We start from the raw sequence: 17,776 nt of genomic DNA on the forward strand, positions 1-17,776 counted from the left end.
ACGGCCGGTGAAAAAACGGGTGCCGCGGCACCCGTTTTTATTGACGAAACGCTGTGTGGCGCGAGGGATGACGAAGCCCGTCCGATTCGCGAGCGCTGCTAGAATCGGGCGACTTCCAGCCTCCTACAGGTCCTAGCGATGAACCGGTTTCGCGTCTTTCTGCATCGCGTCGCACTGTCGCTCGGCGGCTTGTGCGTGGGTGTCGGCGTCAGCGCGCTGGCGGCGCCCGGCGCCGAGGCTGCCACGGCTGTGACGACCAAGGGTGCGGCTGTCACGGCAAACGGCGCGACGCCGACCGCAACTGCCGCTGTGGTCGACGCCAACACCGAGACCCTGGTGTTCGTGCGACACGGCGAGAAGCCGCGCGAAGGCTATGGGCAGTTGAACTGCCAGGGGCTGAACCGCGCGCTCGCGTTGCCCGCCGTGATCGCCGCCAAGTTCGGCAAGCCCGATGCGATCTATGCGCCGGACCCCGGCCAGCAGAAAAACGATAACGGTCATCCGTACTACTACGTGCGGCCGCTCGCGACGATCGAGCCGACCGCGATTCAATTCCAGATGCCGGTGCAAACGCCGTACGGTCTCGACCAGATCGAGCGGCTCGGCAATGCGCTCGTCGCGCCGGCCTATCGCGGCAAGCTGATCGTGATTGCGTGGGAGCATCGGCTGATCGAGCAGTTGCTGCGGCAGATGCTCGCCGCGCATGGCGGCGACGCCGCCGACGTGCCGAAGTGGCAAAGCGACGATTTCGACAGCATCTATATCGTGCGGCTCGACTGGCGCGACGGCACGCCGCGCGCGAGTTTCAGGCATGAGCATCAGGGGCTCGACGGGCGTTCGACCGATTGTCCGTGCGCGGCTTTGCCGGCGGTGGCTGCGTCGGAACCGGCGGCTGTGTCCAATTAGGTGGTGGTTTCGGCCGCTTTGGCTTTGGCCGCTTGGCTTCTGCGGCTTTTGCGACTTCTACGACTGGCGCGATTCGGGCTACTTCAGCAGAGACGACCGATTAATCGGGTAATACAGATGTAAGCCGCGGTTACGCACGGGCTGATACAAACCGCCGCGCATCTGCGAGAAAGCGCCTGATCTGGCTGGGCCGGTCGTCGCAAAGCCTTATAAGACGGGATTTCGCGCTAAGCGACGCCTACCCGCGCCGCCGGCCCGCGCCCTTTTCCATACCCTTTCATTGCTGCGACGATGCTTGCAGTCCGTAACATCTCGTCGCAGTCCGCCTGGCAGCGAGTGCGTACATTGGTCCTGTGCGACACACCTACGTCGCTTCACAGGAGAGCTACATGAAACGCATCGTCACTCACTTGCTGGTTGCTGGCGGTCTTGCGGCGGGCGCATGCGGCGTCGCGCAGGCGCACTCGGGTCTGAACGTCGGGCTGTCGATCGGCGCCCCGGTTTATGCGGCGCCCGCGCCGGTCTACGCGGCACCGCAGCCGGTGTACTACGGCGGCTGGCATCAGCGCTACGGGCGCGGCGACTACTATCGCGACTATCACCGCTACGACCGCTATGACCGCGGCTGGGGTCGCGACGACGGCCGGTGGGGACATGGCGATCGCGGAGAGCATCGCGGCTGGCGCGATTGACGGCGCTGCCGGTTCGCCCCCTCGCAGGCCTGAATGAATGATGGACGGGTGAGCCGGGCGCGGTCGCAGAACGGCCCGCATCCACACGAGTGGCTGCGGGCCGTGGTCATTTCTGGTTGCGTTAAAGCGCGGGCCGCTCAGGACGCCAGTTCGTCGTCGAGCGAGAAAAGCTTGCGCAGATGATGCGCGACGCCCGCCTCGAAGTTGTTGCCGATGCGCGGCACGTGCGGCAGGCGCGTGATCAGATCGGGGTTCGCGTTGTTCATCATGAACGGATGGCCGGCCGTCTCGAGCAGATCGATGTCGTTCATGTTGTCGCCGAACGCGACGCAATCCGCGGCATCGACGCCGAGCCGGTCGAGCACGATCTGCAACGCGCGGCCCTTCGACACGTTGGCCGTCATCACTTCCAGACAGTCCGGCAGCGAATACGTCACGTACAGGCTCTCGCCGAATTCGCGTTCGAGATTGGCGGCGACCTGCGCGAGGTCGGCGGGCTCGCCGATGTACAGCGCCTTCGCGATGTCGTCGCCGTTATGAGCAGGCAGATCGGTGACTTCGTAGGTGAAGCCCGAGTCCTGGTGAAACTTCAGCAGATCCGGCGCATCGCGGTCGATCAGCCACGCCTGGTCGGCGAACAGATTGACGATCACGCGACCATGCGCGCCGACGATTTCCGGCTGCACCAGACGCTGGACGATCGGCGGCGGCAGATCGTCGGCGTGGATCACGGTATGGTCCGGCGCGTGAACGCGCGCGCCGTTCGACGTAATCAGATACGGGCTGATGCCGAGCAGATCGCGGATGCCGGCGACGTCGCAGTAATGCCGCCCGGTGGCGATCACGAACTGCAGTCCGTCGCTTTCGAGCTTGCGCACCGTGGCGATCGTGAACGGGTCCACCTGGTGGTCGGCGTTGAGCAGCGTGCCGTCGAGATCGGTGGCGATGACTTTGTACATGGTGAAGGCCGACGGGGCGAACCGCCGAGGCAGCGTCAAAGTGCGTATTTTACAGACACGCGGGGAGCGGCCGGCGCTGCCTGTGCCTTTGCTCCTGCCTCTGCCGGAGCCTTCGCCGAAGGCCTCCACTGTCCGTGGCCCTATCGCCCGTCGAGCCGCTCCAACTCCAGCCGCGCGAGGTACAAGCCGCCGTGCGCCGAATCGGCCAACGGCTCGCGCAGGCGCCGCTGATACACGCGCGGCACGTAGTCGCGCAGCGGCGCGCCCAGCCCGCCGCACAACGCGACCGGCAACTTGCCGGTCCGGTCCAGCGCCGCGATCATCTTGCCGATTTCGACGCCGGCCTCGTCGAGCAGACGCGCGACGAACGGATTCTTGCGATGTTCGATCGCGAGCGGCGCGAGCCGCGCATAAGCGGTCTGATTCGCCTCGCACAACCAGACGACGAGCCCGTCGTGGTCCTGCGCGCCGGTTTGGGCGAGCAGGTCATGCGCCAGATCGTCCATCGGTCCGCGGCCGTCGAACGCGTGTTGCGCATGGACGATCAGCCGCAAGCCGAGCCACGCGCCGCTCGCTTCGTCGCCCGACGGAAATCCATAGCCGCTGACCGCGCGAAAATCGCCGTCCGCCGATAACGCGGCGGCCACGCTGCCGGTGCCGAGCGCGACCATCACGCCCGGCGCGCCGCCGTGCGCACCGAGCAGTGTCGTGTAAGCGTCCCATTCGATGGCCAGCGCCGCGGTGTTGGGCGCCTGCGCCCGAAACGCTGCGAGCCAGTCGCGATTGTTGACGCCGGCGAGTCCGCAGCCGAGCACGCAGCGCGACCAGTCGAGCGCGATGCCGGCGTGGCCGAACGCTTCGGCGCAGGCGGTCTGAATGGATTGCCATGCGTTGGTCACGCCGAGCCCGAGTCCCGACGGGCCGGCCGTCGCCTGCGCGAGTTCGCGCCCGTGGGTATCGCCGAGCACGACGCGCGTACCGGTCCCGCCGCCGTCGACGCCGATCAAGTAAAGGTCGTGGTTCATCGAATCGAATGCTCTTTTGAGTAAGGAACGGGTAGCGTCGCAGGTCCGCTTCGATCCCGCAATTAGCCGAACGGCCAGGCTTGCGGCACCGAACGCTTCCGCTATGCTGGCGAACGACATCGCCATACGGGAGCGCGACAGTGACACAACGATGCAACTGGGTATCGAGCGAAGCGCTCGCACAGTACCACGACGACGAATGGGGCGTGCCGTCGCGCGACGATCGGCATCTGTTCGAAATGCTCGTGCTCGAAGGCGCGCAGGCCGGGCTGTCGTGGTCCACGATCCTCAACAAACGGGCCGGCTATCGGCGCGCGTTCGCCAACTTCGAGATCGATGAGGTCGCACGCTTCACGCCGCAACAGGTGGACGCGCTGGTCACGGACGAAAGCATCGTGCGTCATCGCGGCAAGATCGAGGCGGCCGTTCTCAACGCGCGCGCGGTGCAGCAGATCCAGGCCGAGCACGGGTCGCTCGCGAACTTCGTGTGGTCGTTCGTCGACGATACGCCGATCCAGAACGAGTGGGCGTCGTACAAGCACGCGCCGGCGTCGACCGAAGTCTCGGACGCGTTGAGCAAGGCGCTCAAACGCTACGGCTGCAAATTCGTCGGCTCGACGATCTGCTATGCGTTCATGCAGGCGGTCGGCATGGTGAACGATCACGAGACGACCTGCATGTGCCGCGCGCGTTGCGCGTCGCTCGGGAAAAAGCGGCAACGGCGCCAGGCCGGTTGACGCGGCAGCGCCCTCTCGCGGCGGCTGGTTCTGGTGTAGTCCCTCTACGGTTTTCGGGCGGGCCGGCCGTTATACGGTTATGAGCGCCGCTGCAGGGCCCGCGCCCGCGCCACGCCGCGCGAGCGCGACCGACGGCGCCGCCGGCAATGGTGCGAATTGAAGCCGTTTCACGGCGCTAGTCCACCCTTCGCCGGGCGACGCACGCCCGATACTAGCGATGATCCGCACACACGCTGCGCTCAACCAACAAGAACCACCGCTCGATGCGCGGGAGACCAACCATGACATCACACAGCTTCCTGACCCATCAGGACATCTTCGATCGCGCGGTCGCACACCTGTTCGGCCAGAAGCGCGCCGCGTTGCTGCCGCGCGGCGGCGGCGCGTATCGCGGCTATTGCGGCGGCTGCCCGGTCGGCAGTCTGATCAAGCCGCGCGACTATATGACCGCCATGGAAGGCGTGCCGGTGCGCTTCATCGGCAAGCCGCCGGCCGAAGTGCCCGCTTATATGGATGTCGGCGTCGCCGCGCTGAAAAAGGCGCTGCTGCGCTCGCGCGTGAACGTGTACGACCGGGCGACCATCGATCTGCTCAGCTGCCTGCAAAACGTGCACGACGTATTCGGCACCTGGGAATGGCGCGAGCGACTGGGTTCGATCGCGAAAGAATTCAATCTGTCCGCCGAGCGGCTCAAAAGCGCGGCGTAATACCCGAAACGGCACCCCATAAAGCAAAACGGCGGTGTGGCTCCTTGCGAAGCTCACACCGCCGTTTGGCGTGCATGAAAAGCGTGCTTAGTGCAGCTTTTTCGGCAGCATCTGGCTACGCAGACGCTTGTGCAGACGCTTGACGGCTGCTGCCTTCTTGCGCTTGCGAGCCGTGGTCGGCTTTTCGTACGACTGGCGCTCACGCAGTTCAGCGATCAGGCCATTCTTTTCGATTGCGCGACGAAAGCGGCGAATTGCCACTTCGAACGGCTCGTTTTCCTTCAGAAGAATCGTCGTCATGTAATTCCTAACTCAATCACTAGATACGGGTTTAATTGCGTGGCGATAACCGCTGTTGGTATCACTCACGCGCCGGCCCTCCGGTCGCTCCGATTCATGGCCAGTAACAGGCAAACGCGAGGCAGATGGACAACCCCGGCCAAACCACGAATGAAGCGAGAGGCTAACGGCCACGGAGGCCGGAAAAGAGAGGTGGGGAGTTCACCGCGGAACGCGGACAGACGTAATGCAAAAGCCGCGTCTGTTGCCGTTTCGCCAACCTTTCATCAATGCGAACACTGACGAAACAGGCAAAGATCTCAATTCACTCCCGATGATATCAGGAAACTCTCCATCCTACCAGGGGTTTACCGATTGCGCCAGGCTTTTCCCTGGCCATCGCGCCACAACTTCCGTGACAAACCGCCTCCCCCCGCCCCGCGCCTAGGCGCTCGCCGTGTCCAGCTCGCGGACGTCTTCCGCGCTCAGCTGGATCCGCACGGCGTCGGCGAGACTGCGCAGTTGTTCCACCGAGGTCGCGCTTGCAATCGGGGCCGTAACGCTCGGTCGCGCGATCAGCCACGCGAGCGCGACCGCCGCCGGCACGCTGCCGTGCCGCTCGGCCACGCGGTCGAGCGCGCCGAGAATCCGCAGACCGCGCTCGTTCAGGTATTTCTCGACCCGGCTGCCGCGCGCCTTGCCAACCAGATCCGCCTGGCTGCGGTACTTGCCGGACAGGAAACCGCTCGCAAGGCTGTAATACACGACCACGCCGAGCCGGTTCGCGAGTGCCACCGGTTCGGTCTCGCGCTCGTATTCGGCGCGGTCGTACAGGTTGTATTCGGGCTGCAGCAACTGGTACTCGGGCAGCCCGTGCTGGCGCGAGAGCGCGAGCGCTTCCTCGACCCGCGCGCCGCTGTAGTTCGACGCGCCGATCACCCGCACCTTACCCGCGTCGATCAGCTTCTGGTACGCGCCGAGCGTTTCGGTCAGCGGCGTCGCGGTGTCGTCGTCGTGGGAGAAGTAGACGTCGATATAGTCGGTTTGCAGGCGGCGCAGCGAATCTTCGACCGCGGCCTCGATGTTCGCGGCCGACAGCCCCTTACGCTGCGGATGCTTCGACACTTTGGTCGCGAGCACGATGCGCTCGCGCTTGCCGCTGCGGCGAAACCATTTGCCGATGATCGTCTCCGACTCGCCGCCCTGGTTGCCCGGCACCCACGCGGAGTAGACGTCGGCGGTGTCGATGAAATTGAGGCCGGCGTCGACGAATGCATCGAGAATCGAAAACGACGTCGCTTCGTCGGCGGTCCAGCCAAATACGTTGCCGCCGAACATAAGAGGTGCGACGTTTATATCCGAGTGACCAATTCTGCGTTTTTGCATGATTTCTCCGGGATCGATTACGGGCGAGCCAATGAGAATACGCTGAGTCGCGCTCACCCGCAGCGCATCCTCCACGCCAGCACGGACGCGGCGGGCGCCCCGCCGACGCCGCGTATGCCGCCACCGGCGCAGATGCGGAGTGTTCTCGTCTTGCAGAAAGTTTCTCAAGTTTCTTTTGATGGCGCCGTCAACCTTAACTGAGGCGGCCAGCAATGAAACAAGGCGTCCGCCGCGGCCAATCAGGCTTGTAACGGGCATCCGCCCGCTTAGGAGAAATTTCCATGCTCGGAATCAATAGCAACATCAACTCGCTCGTCGCTCAACAGAACCTGACGGGCTCGGGTAGCGCACTGTCGCAGGCAATTACGCGTCTGTCGTCGGGCAAGCGCATCAACAGCGCAGCTGACGATGCAGCAGGCCTGGCAATCTCGAACATCATGCAGACCCAGATCAACGGTCTGAATCAAGGTGTGTCGAACTCGAACGACGGCGTTTCGATGGTTCAGACGGCATCGAGCGGTCTCTCGTCGCTGACGAGCAGCCTGCAGCGTATCCGCCAGCTGGCCACGCAAGCGACCAACGGCAGCATGACCGATGACGACCGCGCAGCACTGCAGAAGGAAGTCACGCAGCAAGTGTCGGAAATCAACCGTATCGCTTCGCAAACGACCTACAACGGCATGAAGGTGCTGGACGGCTCGATGGGCACGGTGTCGTTCCAGGTCGGCGCGAACGTCGGTCAGTCGATCACGCTGAACCTGTCGCAAAGCATGTCGGCAGCGAAAATCGGCAGCGGTGTGCCGCAAGCTGGCAACACGCTCGGCTCGTTCACCAACCTGTCGCTGGACTCGGCAGGCGCAATGACCACGAATGCAGGCGCGGCCGCGATCACGACCATCAACGTGATCTCCGACGGCAGCGGCGGTTACTCGCTCACGGACCAGAACAACCAGGCTCTGAACTACAGTTCGGTCTCCGGCGCGTTCGCGTCCGCCGGCGTCACTTCGGATGCCAGCGGCAACGCAGTGATCTCCGCCAGCACCGCAGGCGGCTTGGGCTCGGCCTTCGCATCCGCACTGGATACGGCAATGTCGGGCGCGAGCACCAGCGTCGGCTTCAGCTCGGCCGCGAACGATAAGATCGGCACGCAAATCGACGCGCTCAACAATGCGTCGAGCGTGGCCAACATCGACGTCAGCAGCGCGAGCGGCGCAAGCATGGCGATGGAATCGATCGACAACGCCCTGAATACGTTGAACGGCTTGCAGGCAACGCTCGGTGCGGCACAAAACCGCTTCACCGCAATCAGCACCACGCAGCAAGCGCAGTCGACCGACCTGTCGAGCGCACAATCGTCGATCCAGGACGCTAACTTCGCGCAGGAAACCGCTAACCTGTCCAAGGCGCAAGTGCTCCAGCAAGCAGGTATCTCGGTTCTGGCGCAAGCGAACTCGCAACCGCAGCAGATTCTGAAGCTGCTGGGCTAAAACGCTCCAGTAACGAACGCCGCCCCGCACCCTGCTGTGTCCGGTGCGCGCGGCGCAAACCGGTCGGGAGGCTCGCCTCCCGATTGGTCTTTTTTTGAACTGAACCGATTCCCACGACATCGCCAACGCAGAGAGCCTGTCCATGTCCACCGTAAATACGACCGCCAGCACGATCGCGAGCACCGCCGCCGCCACTACCGCGGCCTCGAATGCCGCGCTACAGCAAGCCGCCCAGTCGATCATCAGCGGATCGACCGGCAACTCGTCAATGGACGTGAGCTCGCTGGTGACGGCGCTCGTGAACTCAAAAATCGCCGGCCAGGCTGCGACCCTTGCAGCTTCGCAATCTACCGACAACACCCAGATTTCCGCTTACGGGACGCTCTCTGCGGCCCTTTCGGCACTCCAGGCCGGCCTCGGCACACTTTCCGACGGCACGACCGTCAACTCGTTTTCCGCGACCGCCAGCGGCACGGGCATCACCGCGACGGCAGCCAGCGGCGCCGTGGCCGGTACGTATTCGCTCGACGTCGCCCAGGTGGCGACCGGTCAGGTGCTCACCTCGAAGGGCTACGACGCTTCGACGGCGCTCGCGAGCGGCTCCGCGACGATGACGCTCACCGTCAACGGCGCCAGCACCTCGATTTCGCTGAACAGTTCGAACAGCACCGTTGCCGGCATCGCGTCGGCCATCAATAGCGCGAGCAACAATCCGGGCGTCACCGCTTCCGTGGTCAATGGCGCCGACGGCGCGCACCTCGTGTTGCACGCGACGAATACCGGCTCGGGCAACGGAATCAGCATTGCGGTCAACGACTCGAACGGTTCCGACGCGCTGAACCATCTCGCCGTGCAGACGACGAACGGGGCGACGCTGACCGGCAAGGCGAACGCAACCTCCACTGATCTCGCGAACAACCAGTCGACGATCGACAACAAGTCGTACTGGACGCAATCTACCGCAGCGCAAGACGCCTATTTCACGATCGACGGCACTGGCGTCACCAGCGCGAGCAACACCGTGAAGTCCGCGTTGTCAGGCGTGACGCTGAACCTGACGGCGGCCTCCGTCGACGCGAACGGCACTGCGCCCCAAACCCTGACGGTATCGCAGAACACCAGCGCGCAGTCGGCCGCGATCAACCAGTTCGTCACGCTGTACAACACGCTCGTCACGACGATGGGCACGCTGACGTCGTATAGCTCGACGGCGACGTCGCAGGGCGTACTGCTCGGCGATTCGACGTTGAACATGATTCGCAACCAGTTGGCCACGAACGTCGCGACCGGTGTGAAGAACGGCAATACGACGACCAGTCTCGAGGCGATCGGCATCACGCTCGGCGCGGACGGCACGATGTCGATCGACAGCACGAAGCTCAGCGACGCGCTGCAGAACAACCAGTCGACGGTCGCCACGCTGTTCAGCTCGACCAACGGGGTGGCCGAGCAGTTGAACGCCAACATCACGAACTATCTGTCGAGCAGCGGCGCGATCGCCACACGTACCAACGCGCTGAACGCGGACCTGACGAGCCTGACGACGCAGCAGAGTTCGCTGTCCAGCTACCAGGCGCAGTTGACGAGCATGTACACGGCGCAATTCACGGCGCTCAACACGCTGATGGCGACGATGAACAACAACAGCCAGTATCTGACGCAGCTGTTCGGCGGCACCAACAGCGCGGGCGCGCTCGCAACCAAGGCGAGCTAACGGAAACAATCCATGGACGCACAGACTGACATCGAACGCATCTGGCAGCTCACCAAGGCCATCGAACAGGCCGCGGCCGTTGACGAATGGGAGCGCGCCGCGCAACTCGTAGACGAACGCTCGCCGCTGCTGATGGCGCTCGGCGCGCAGCAACCGCCGGTGGTGATTGCGCAGCTCAAGGAAATACAGGCGATCGATGCGCGCGTTTCCGCAGCCGCGCAAGATGCGCAGAAAGCGCTAGGAGAGGAGTATCAGGCAGCCATGCTTGCGACTCGTAACGCCAGCCAGTACCAGCGCATCGCACAGTTTTGAAATTCGAATAACTACGACTTTGCGCCCTTCGGGGCGCGTGTAGTCCCTTGCCCGCCTCGTGCGGGCTTTTTACTTTGCGCGCTCTGCAGCGACGACCGCCGCGTCGCCGAGCCGTGATTAACCCCGCAAATTGACCACCATTTTGGCCCCAACTCGACGCATGGGCGCGGTGGCGCGCCCTTCATAATTTCTCTAACTTACCGCTCGAGGACGCCCTCGCCCCTTCGTCATGACCGCTTTGCATACTGCCACCGACACCACCACGCTGCCCCCCGAAGCGAAACGGGAATGGGACATCGACCGCATGATGCAGACAGCGTTCGAACATCACCACAAGCAGGAATACGCCGAAGCCGCGGCGCTCTACGCGCGCGTGCTCGACGCCGACAGCAATCATCTCGACGCCCATTACCACATGGGCGTGCTGCGTCTGCAAACAGACCTGCCTGCTGAGGCTGCTCCGCATTTCGAGGTTGTGCTGGGGCAGACGCCGAGGAATGGGCAGGTGTGGGTCTACTACATCAACGCGCTGGTAGGAAGCGGTCAGTCCGAAGCGGCACAAGCCGCACTGGAACTCGCGCGGCAGCACGGTCTGCCCGACGATGCTGTCCGCACGTTGCGGGCGCGCATCAGCGGCGAGGCAGACCCGCTCACAGTTGCGCAACAGGCGGAAGCCGACGCGGGAGCCGCAGCGCCCCTTGGCGACGGTGATGTGAGTGGCGATGCGCCCGCAGCAGCCGAGTCCGAAGGGACACCGCGATTGAAACTCGACACGCGCCGGGCGAGTTCCAAGGAACTGCGTGCCTTCGAGCAGCTTTACAACAGCGGAAAGCACGATGCGGCGCTCAAACTCGCGCGTCGCTTGACGCAGCGATATCCATCGCACGGCGAGTGCTGGTTCGAGCTCGGGCGTGTCCTGCAGGCGACGGGCCACTACAAGGAGGCCGTCGAGACTGCCGAACACGCAGCGCGCCTGTTGCCCAACAGCATCGTCGCCCAGACGACTCTGGCTGACCGGCTCGTCGCTACGCTCCAGCACAAGCGGGCTGAAGAACACTGCGTGCGGGCACTCAAAAGGTATCCCGAAAGTGCCGCGCTACATCGCGGTTTGGGTGCTGCTCTGCTGGAAACGGGCCGGGCCGAGGAGGGATTCGTCCATTTGCAGCGGGCGGTGGAACTGGCGCCCAACAACGCCCTCGAGCATGATGCGCTGGCGACTGCGCTAGGCAAGCATGGACTGTACGAAGAGGCCGAAGCCGCATTTCGCCGTGCGCTCGAACTCGCGCCGATGCAGCCGGCGACGCATAGCAATCTGCTCTTCTACGTAATGCACAAGCCGGACATCGATGCGAGCGGAGTATTCAAGGAGTTTCGCGAATTTGCGGCACGGCACGAAGCGCCGCTGCGTAGCCATCGCCTGCAGCACACCAATGACCGGGACCCGTCGCGCCGCCTCAGAATCGGCTTCGTTTCGGGCGATCTGCTCAATCATCCGGTTGCCTATTTCCTGCTGTCGGTGCTGGAACAACTGGTGCGCGACCCGAGTCTGTCACTGCACCTGTACTCCAATTACGCGGTGACCGATGGCTTCACCATGCAACTGCGCGAGCATTCGCATGCGTGGACCGAAATCTTTGGCATGACTGATGAAGCCGTCACCCAGAAGATCCGCGACGACCGAATCGACGTCCTCATCGACCTGTCGGGACATACCGGCCGCAATCGGCTGAAGGTCTTCGCGCAAAAGCCCGCGCCAGTCCAGGTGAGCTGGATTGGAAATCCGGCAACGACGGGACTCGACGCCGTCGACTATTACATGTCGGACCGTTTTGTCACGCCGCTCGAACAGTTCGAGCGCTTCTTCTCCGAAAAGCTGGTCTTCCTGCCCGCGCTAGCGCCGTTCAAACCGCATCCGCAGGCGCCGGAAGTGAACGAGCTGCCCGCCCTTAAAAATGGCTTTCTGACTTTCGGCAGCTTCAGCCGGATCGTCAAGATTGGAAAGGAAGTCGTTGCGCTGTGGGCTCGCGTGCTGCGCGAGGTGTCGAACTCGCGCCTGCTGATCGGCGGGATCGCGGCGAAGGATCAGATGCTCAAGCTGACCGATATGCTCGTGAAAGAGGGCATCGACGTCAGCCGGATCAGTTTTCTGCCTCGCGGCAGTGTCACGACTTACCTCGAGCAGCATCACCTGATCGACGTCTGCCTCGACACTTTTCCGTTCGGCAATTCGACCACGACCATGCAAGCGCTGTGGATGGGCGTTCCCACCATGACGCTGCCGGGCGATTCGATGGCGAGTCGCAGCAGCACGGGGTGGCTGTCTCACCTCGGCCTCGATGCGGCCTTCGTTGCCGAAGATAAGGATGATTTCGTGCGCAAGTGCGCGGCGCTCGCGGCCGACCCCCAAGCGCTTGCAGCGGTACGCCGGGAGCTTCGCGAGCACTGCAGAAAATCAGCCCTCATAGACGCGGGTGCAATCGCCAATGCCGCAACGCGCGCATTTCGAATCATGTGGCAGCGGTGGTGTGATGGACAGGAACCAGAGCATTTCGAGGTGCTGGTAGAGCCCACAGCGACGTCTATCGCTGAGCCTTTGGCTGCACGACTACCTGCCTTTACCGATTCCGCCGAGACGAAAAATCGGATTTACCAGATCTACTATTCGGACGCGACGCGCGCGCGCGTCGAACCCGGGTTCGTTGCACTAGACAACACGGGCCAGCGACCCGACTGGCGCGAATACTGGCCAATGCGAAAATTTCTACTCGAGACACAGTTGGACGCCAACGCGCGCTATGGCTTTTTCTCGCCAAAGTTCACAGAAAAGACCGGGCTTCGTTCAAGCGATGTACATGCATTTCTCGACAGCGTGTCCGATGACGTGGACGTCGTAACGTTCTCGCCGTTTTTCGACCAAGGCGCATTCTCTCAGAACGTCTTTGAGCACGCAGCTGAAGTCCATCCAGGCTTGGGGCCGGTTATTGACGAGCTGCTTGCCGTTGTTGCTCCGGGAATCGATACCCGTGCACTGGTGATGACCGCAGCACAGAGCGTCTTCTGCAATTATTTCGTCGCCAAACCCGCGTTCTGGATGGAATGGCTGAAAAAATGCGAGCAAATATTTGCGATCGCCGAAGCCGGCTCTTCGCCCCTCGCCCGGAAGATCAACGATGACGTGAAATACAACACCGACGCGGCTCCCGCGAAGGTCTTCATCATCGAACGCATTGCGTCGTTGCTTCTGGCTACGCAGCCTGAATGGAAAACGCGCCAATTCGACCCTCTTCGCCTACCGATGACGCGCTCGCCCATTGCGCGGTTTCAAGATGGACTACTCATCCTGGACGCGCTGAAGCATGCAATGAGAACGACGGGGTTCTCACACTACCTGGAAACTTACCTGCGCGAACGGGCAGCGCTGCGATCGAAATCAGTCATTCGCAACGCGCTTAAATAGCATTTCAGCCCGGTCCGTTACCCTTGCGAGCGGCCGGGCTCTCGCGCCAATACAGCGACAAATAACTGCGCCGGAGCGAAAGCCAACAGCGCACTGACGGACAGGCATATGACCTTCGATGTAAAGCATTCTGGGCAGTTGGGCGATATCGTCTACGCGATGCCGGCGATGAAAGCACTCGCACGGCTATCCGGCTCGGACAAAGTCAGACTTTCGATTCCACGGAACAAGCAAGCGCACCGCCCTGCTGCGCTGAAACACGTGGGCGGCGACTTCATGATCAGCGATGAAATGTTCGCGTATCTCAAGCCGCTGTTAACCTACCAGGAATGCTTTTCCGAGGTTGTTTCAGTGGACGAGCGAGAAATTCCTTCCGGTGCGGCAGATTTCGATGTAATTCGCAGTGGCTGCATCAACGTGTCGGCAGGAAACATCAAGGATTATTACTTCAAGGTTTTTGGCCTCGTTTCCCGCGGGACGTCACCGTGGATTACCCCCAGCTTCGACGGTCGCCGATCCGGACAATTCGACATCGTGATCGGACGATCGACCCGTTATCTCAATCAGGGCATTGACTACGGAATCCTGGCCGCGCTGGGCTTGCGGATCGGATTTATTGGAACCGCGAATGAGTATCTGGCGTTTGCCAACCGATTTCCGAGCGTCGCGGCCGAATATGTTCCAACCTCGAGTGCGATGGAAGCCTGCGATCTGATCGCAAGTTCGTCGCTTTTTATCGGTAACCAGTCGTTTTTCTTCGCGGTAGCAGAAGCCCTGCAGGCCAACCGGTTACTGGAGGTGTTTGAGCCTGTCCCGAACGTCCTTCCAACCGGAGGTATGTGTGGACAGTTCATTGCGACTCGTGGGTTCGCCACGCTGTTGCGGGACTTTTTCGATCACCCACTTGCTATTTCCAAAGAGTCTCACCAGCTTCAGCCGAATTACTTATTGAGCATCTGATATGCCTCAAGTTATCGAAAATATCGACGATCGGTCCTACAGTAAAGTCATCCCGTGCAAAGTATGCGGCGAATCGTCGTCGTTATTCGGCGTAGTGGATTTCAGCAAAAGCTGCGAAGATCATAAAGGCCGCAGCCTCCCGCTCGCCGGAGTTCCGGTCTACTACCATCGCTGCGATTGTTGCGGGTTGGTTTTCACTGTTGCCCTCGACAAATGGTCAAAGCATGACTACATGGAGAACATCTACAACGACGACTACGTGTGCGTCGATCCAGACTATGTCTCCGTTCGACCAGAAGAGAATTCTGAGGTGACGAAGCGGTTCTGTAGGGAAAACCGGTCGCTGAAAATATTGGATTACGGCGGCGGTAACGGACATTGCTCCCGCCGTCTCGAGGCACAGGGATTCGACGCAAAAAGTTGGGATCCAATGGATTTCAACGCAGAAAAGCCCATTGGGCTACGCGTCGACCTCGTGACGGCATTCGAGGTCATGGAGCACACACCGACCCCAATCGAAACGCTTGCGGAGGCGTCATCTTTTTTGAAAGATGACGGGGTGATGTTCTTTTCGACTCTTGCAATCGACCAGGTACCCAATTCATCTGTCTCGGTACAACACTGGTACGTTGCCCCGAGGAACGGGCATATAACGATTTTCACTCAAAAGTCGCTCGATATTCTCGCGAAAAAATGTGGGCTGCAGATTTTCCATGCAAACCTGTCCCATCATATTGCGTATAGATCGGTACCCGCATGGCTGCGCTAACTGCGGCTCCGCTGAAACCGCCAGCCGCGATGATCGCCTCGTATAGATGGCGTGTAGCAGACCAATTGGAGCTGCAACGCGCTTGCGGGCTCGTTGTCCCCATGCCGATCCTAACCACGACATTCAGACGGGGCAGTCTAAGCTTTGGTGGGAAACGTCTATGACTGGCTACGGACGCTTCAACTCAAAACTGCGTGGACTACGCTAAAGCGCGCCGACCACAGCTGCGAGTCCACCGCCTCCCAACACCCCCGTGACCGCTACGCCCTCCTCGCCCCTATGCGCCAGCACATCCTCCCCGAAGCCACCGCCCTGAGCGCCGCCGGCCAGTTCGCCGACGCGCTCGCGCTGCTGACACCGCTCGTCGGCGAGAACGCCTGCCCCGAAGACGCTGAACACGCCGATGCGCTCAACCTCGCCGCCATGTGCGCGATGGGTGCAGGCCGGCCCGCGCAGGCGCAGGCTCTATGGCTGCGCTGCATGCAGGCGAAGCCGGATTTCGCCGACGCGTATCTGGGCCTGGGCGCGATGCTCGCGACGCTCAACCAGCTTGCCGAAGCCGCGGAAGTTTACGGGCAGCTTGCCGCGCTACGGCCCCACGACGCCGACGTCCACAGCAATCGCGGACTCGTGCTGCATCGCCTCGGCCGGCACGACGCGGCCGAGACCGCGTACCGCACGGCGCTCGCACTGCGCCCGGATCACGTCGACGCGCACTACAACCTCGGCATCGTGCTTCACGAACAGCGCCGCCTCGACGAAGCGCAGGCGGCCTATCGCGCAGCACTCGCCGCGAATCCCCAGTTCGCGAAAGCGCATAACAACCTCGGCAATCTGTTGCGCGAATGCGGCCGCATCGAAGACGCCGAAGAGGCGTATCGGCAGGCGCTGCTCGCGCACCCGCAATACCCCGAGGCACTGAACAACCTTGGCGCTCTATACAGATCGCTCGTCCGGCTTGCCGAAGCCGAACTCGCCTGCCGCCTCGCGCTGCAGATTCGCCCGGCTTACGCGGAAGCGCTCAACAATCTCGGCTGCGTGCTCACCGAACTGAAGCGTCTGCCCGAGGCCGAAAGCGCGTACCGGCAGACGCTCGCGTTGCGCCCCGCGTTCGCCGACGCGCATTACAACCTCGGCTGCGTGCTGCACGCGATGGACCAACCGGTCGACGCCGAAGCCGCGTATCGGGAAGCACTGCGGCTCGCGCCGAACCGCGTCGAAGCGGCCAACAACCTGGGCTGCGCGCTGCTTGCGCAAGCGCGTCTGCCCGACGCACTCGCGGCGTTTCAGCACGCGCTCACATTGCGCGACGACATCGCGGAAACGCACTTCAACATCGGCAGCATCGTCAAAGAACTCGGCGAACTGGAGCAAGCCGAAGCCGCCTACCGCCGCGCGCTCGCGCTGCGCCCCGACTACGGCGACGCGAAGTTCCGTCTCGCCACGCTGCTCATCAGCATGGGCCGCTTCGAGGAAGGCTTTCTCCTATATGAATGCCGCTACGAGATGGTGGGGTTCGCGCATCACGCGACGCAGTCGATGCTGCAATGCCCGCGGTGGCGCGGCGAGCCGCTCGCCGGCAAATCGCTGCTCGTCTGGCAGGAAGATGGACTCGGCGACATGCTGCAGTTCGGACGCTATCTGCGCCTGCTGAAGGCTCAGGGCGCCGCGCACGTCGCGTTTGCGTGTACTGCGCCGTTACAGCGCCTGTTTACCGAGGTCGACGGCGTCGACGCCGTGCTCAGTCACGACGAAGCCGCGGCGCGCGCCGGCGCTTTCGATTGCTGGACCAGCCTGCTCAGCGCACCGCTGTATCTGGGCACGACGCCCGACACGATTCCGCCCGCGCTGCGCGTCGCACTCGAGCCGTCGCGCGTCGAGCATTGGCGCGCGCGCCTTGCCTCACTGGGCGCGGGACACCGGGTGGGTCTCGTCTGGAAGGGCAACCCGAAGCACCACAACGACGCGCATCGTTCGCTGCCGTCGCTGAACACGCTGGCGCCGCTCTGGAGCGTGCCGGGAGTGAAGTTCGTGAGCCTGCAAAAAGGCGCGGGGGAAGACGAAGCACTGTCATTTCCCGCGAGCTTGCCCATCCTGCCTCTGGGCGCCGATCTCGCAGACTTCACCGACACCGCCGCGCTCATCTCGCAACTCGATCTGCTGATCTGTGTGGACACATCGACCGCGCATCTGGCGGCCTCGCTCTGCAAACCGTGCTGGGTGCTCCTGCCGGCACGCGACGTGGACTGGCGCTGGATGCACGAGCGCGACGACTCGCCGTGGTATCCCGGCACGGTTCGGCTATTCCGCCGTGGCCTGGATGAACCGTGGCTCGCCGTCGCGGAGCGCGTGCGGCAGGCTTGCGCCGCGTGGTTCGGCGCGTGAC

The 17,776-nt window shown here is 62.7% G+C and carries 15 protein-coding genes; 11 read left to right on the plus strand and 4 right to left on the minus strand.

Annotated elements, in window-relative coordinates:
• Positions 1–138 precede the first annotated feature (138 nt).
• Entirely contained in the window at positions 139–906 is a 768-nt protein-coding gene (locus LJ656_RS11620) for a histidine phosphatase family protein (RefSeq protein WP_230509567.1), read from the plus strand.
• Between the two features lie 389 nt (positions 907–1,295).
• Positions 1,296–1,598 carry a hypothetical protein gene (locus LJ656_RS11625; protein ID WP_230509568.1) on the plus strand — a complete coding sequence of 101 codons (303 nt, stop codon included), beginning with the start codon at positions 1,296–1,298 and terminating at the stop codon, positions 1,596–1,598.
• Between the two features lie 137 nt (positions 1,599–1,735).
• Here the strand turns inward: LJ656_RS11625 and LJ656_RS11630 are convergent, their stop codons facing one another.
• Together LJ656_RS11630 and LJ656_RS11635 are read right to left on the minus strand one after the other, a co-directional pair.
• Positions 1,736–2,557: a Cof-type HAD-IIB family hydrolase gene (locus LJ656_RS11630; RefSeq protein ID WP_230509569.1), complete on the minus strand. Its 822-nt coding sequence runs from the start codon at positions 2,555–2,557 to the stop codon at positions 1,736–1,738.
• Positions 2,558–2,697: 140 nt separating this feature from the next.
• A complete protein-coding gene (locus tag LJ656_RS11635) occupies positions 2,698–3,582 on the minus strand; it encodes a glucosamine kinase nucleotide-binding domain-containing protein (RefSeq protein ID WP_230509570.1) in 885 nt (294 codons plus the stop codon).
• A gap of 140 nt (positions 3,583–3,722) precedes the next feature.
• Here LJ656_RS11635 and LJ656_RS11640 point away from each other — a divergent pair, with 140 nt between their 5' ends.
• The gene (locus tag LJ656_RS11640; protein ID WP_230509571.1) at positions 3,723–4,319 is read left to right on the plus strand and encodes a DNA-3-methyladenine glycosylase I; all 597 of its coding nucleotides are present in this window, start codon (positions 3,723–3,725) and stop codon (positions 4,317–4,319) included.
• Positions 4,320–4,600: 281 nt separating this feature from the next.
• Complete coding sequence (locus LJ656_RS11645; RefSeq protein WP_230509572.1) at positions 4,601–5,026, plus strand: hypothetical protein; 426 nt, start codon at positions 4,601–4,603, stop codon at positions 5,024–5,026.
• 87 nt (positions 5,027–5,113) lie between these two features.
• On the opposite strand, the gene rpsU is transcribed toward LJ656_RS11645, so the two are convergent.
• Together rpsU and LJ656_RS11655 are read right to left on the minus strand one after the other, a co-directional pair.
• On the minus strand, positions 5,114–5,326 hold the full coding sequence (gene rpsU, locus LJ656_RS11650) for a 30S ribosomal protein S21 (RefSeq protein WP_006050883.1): 213 nt from the start codon (positions 5,324–5,326) through the stop codon (positions 5,114–5,116).
• 423 nt (positions 5,327–5,749) lie between these two features.
• Positions 5,750–6,691: an aldo/keto reductase gene (locus tag LJ656_RS11655; RefSeq protein ID WP_230509573.1), complete on the minus strand. Its 942-nt coding sequence runs from the start codon at positions 6,689–6,691 to the stop codon at positions 5,750–5,752.
• Positions 6,692–6,972: 281 nt separating this feature from the next.
• Here LJ656_RS11655 and LJ656_RS11660 point away from each other — a divergent pair, with 281 nt between their 5' ends.
• From LJ656_RS11660 to LJ656_RS11690, 7 genes are all read left to right on the plus strand, one after another.
• Positions 6,973–8,178, plus strand: coding sequence for a flagellin (locus tag LJ656_RS11660; RefSeq protein WP_230509574.1), 1,206 nt, complete (start codon positions 6,973–6,975; stop codon positions 8,176–8,178).
• 142 nt (positions 8,179–8,320) lie between these two features.
• Complete coding sequence (gene fliD, locus LJ656_RS11665) at positions 8,321–9,892, plus strand: flagellar filament capping protein FliD (protein WP_230509575.1); 1,572 nt, start codon at positions 8,321–8,323, stop codon at positions 9,890–9,892.
• 12 nt (positions 9,893–9,904) lie between these two features.
• A complete protein-coding gene (gene fliT / locus LJ656_RS11670) occupies positions 9,905–10,204 on the plus strand; it encodes a flagellar protein FliT (RefSeq protein WP_230509576.1) in 300 nt (99 codons plus the stop codon).
• A gap of 229 nt (positions 10,205–10,433) precedes the next feature.
• The gene (locus LJ656_RS11675; RefSeq protein ID WP_230509577.1) at positions 10,434–13,661 is read left to right on the plus strand and encodes a tetratricopeptide repeat protein; all 3,228 of its coding nucleotides are present in this window, start codon (positions 10,434–10,436) and stop codon (positions 13,659–13,661) included.
• A gap of 108 nt (positions 13,662–13,769) precedes the next feature.
• Positions 13,770–14,621 carry a hypothetical protein gene (locus LJ656_RS11680; RefSeq protein WP_230509578.1) on the plus strand — a complete coding sequence of 284 codons (852 nt, stop codon included), beginning with the start codon at positions 13,770–13,772 and terminating at the stop codon, positions 14,619–14,621.
• A 1-nt stretch (position 14,622) separates the two neighbouring features.
• Positions 14,623–15,390 carry a class I SAM-dependent methyltransferase gene (locus LJ656_RS11685; protein ID WP_230509579.1) on the plus strand — a complete coding sequence of 256 codons (768 nt, stop codon included), beginning with the start codon at positions 14,623–14,625 and terminating at the stop codon, positions 15,388–15,390.
• Between the two features lie 279 nt (positions 15,391–15,669).
• Positions 15,670–17,775: a tetratricopeptide repeat protein gene (locus tag LJ656_RS11690; protein WP_230509580.1), complete on the plus strand. Its 2,106-nt coding sequence runs from the start codon at positions 15,670–15,672 to the stop codon at positions 17,773–17,775.
• The last annotated feature ends 1 nt before the right edge of the window (position 17,776 follow it).

The organism is Paraburkholderia sejongensis (genome assembly GCF_020880815.1).
GTDB lineage: Bacteria > Pseudomonadota > Gammaproteobacteria > Burkholderiales > Burkholderiaceae > Paraburkholderia > Paraburkholderia sejongensis.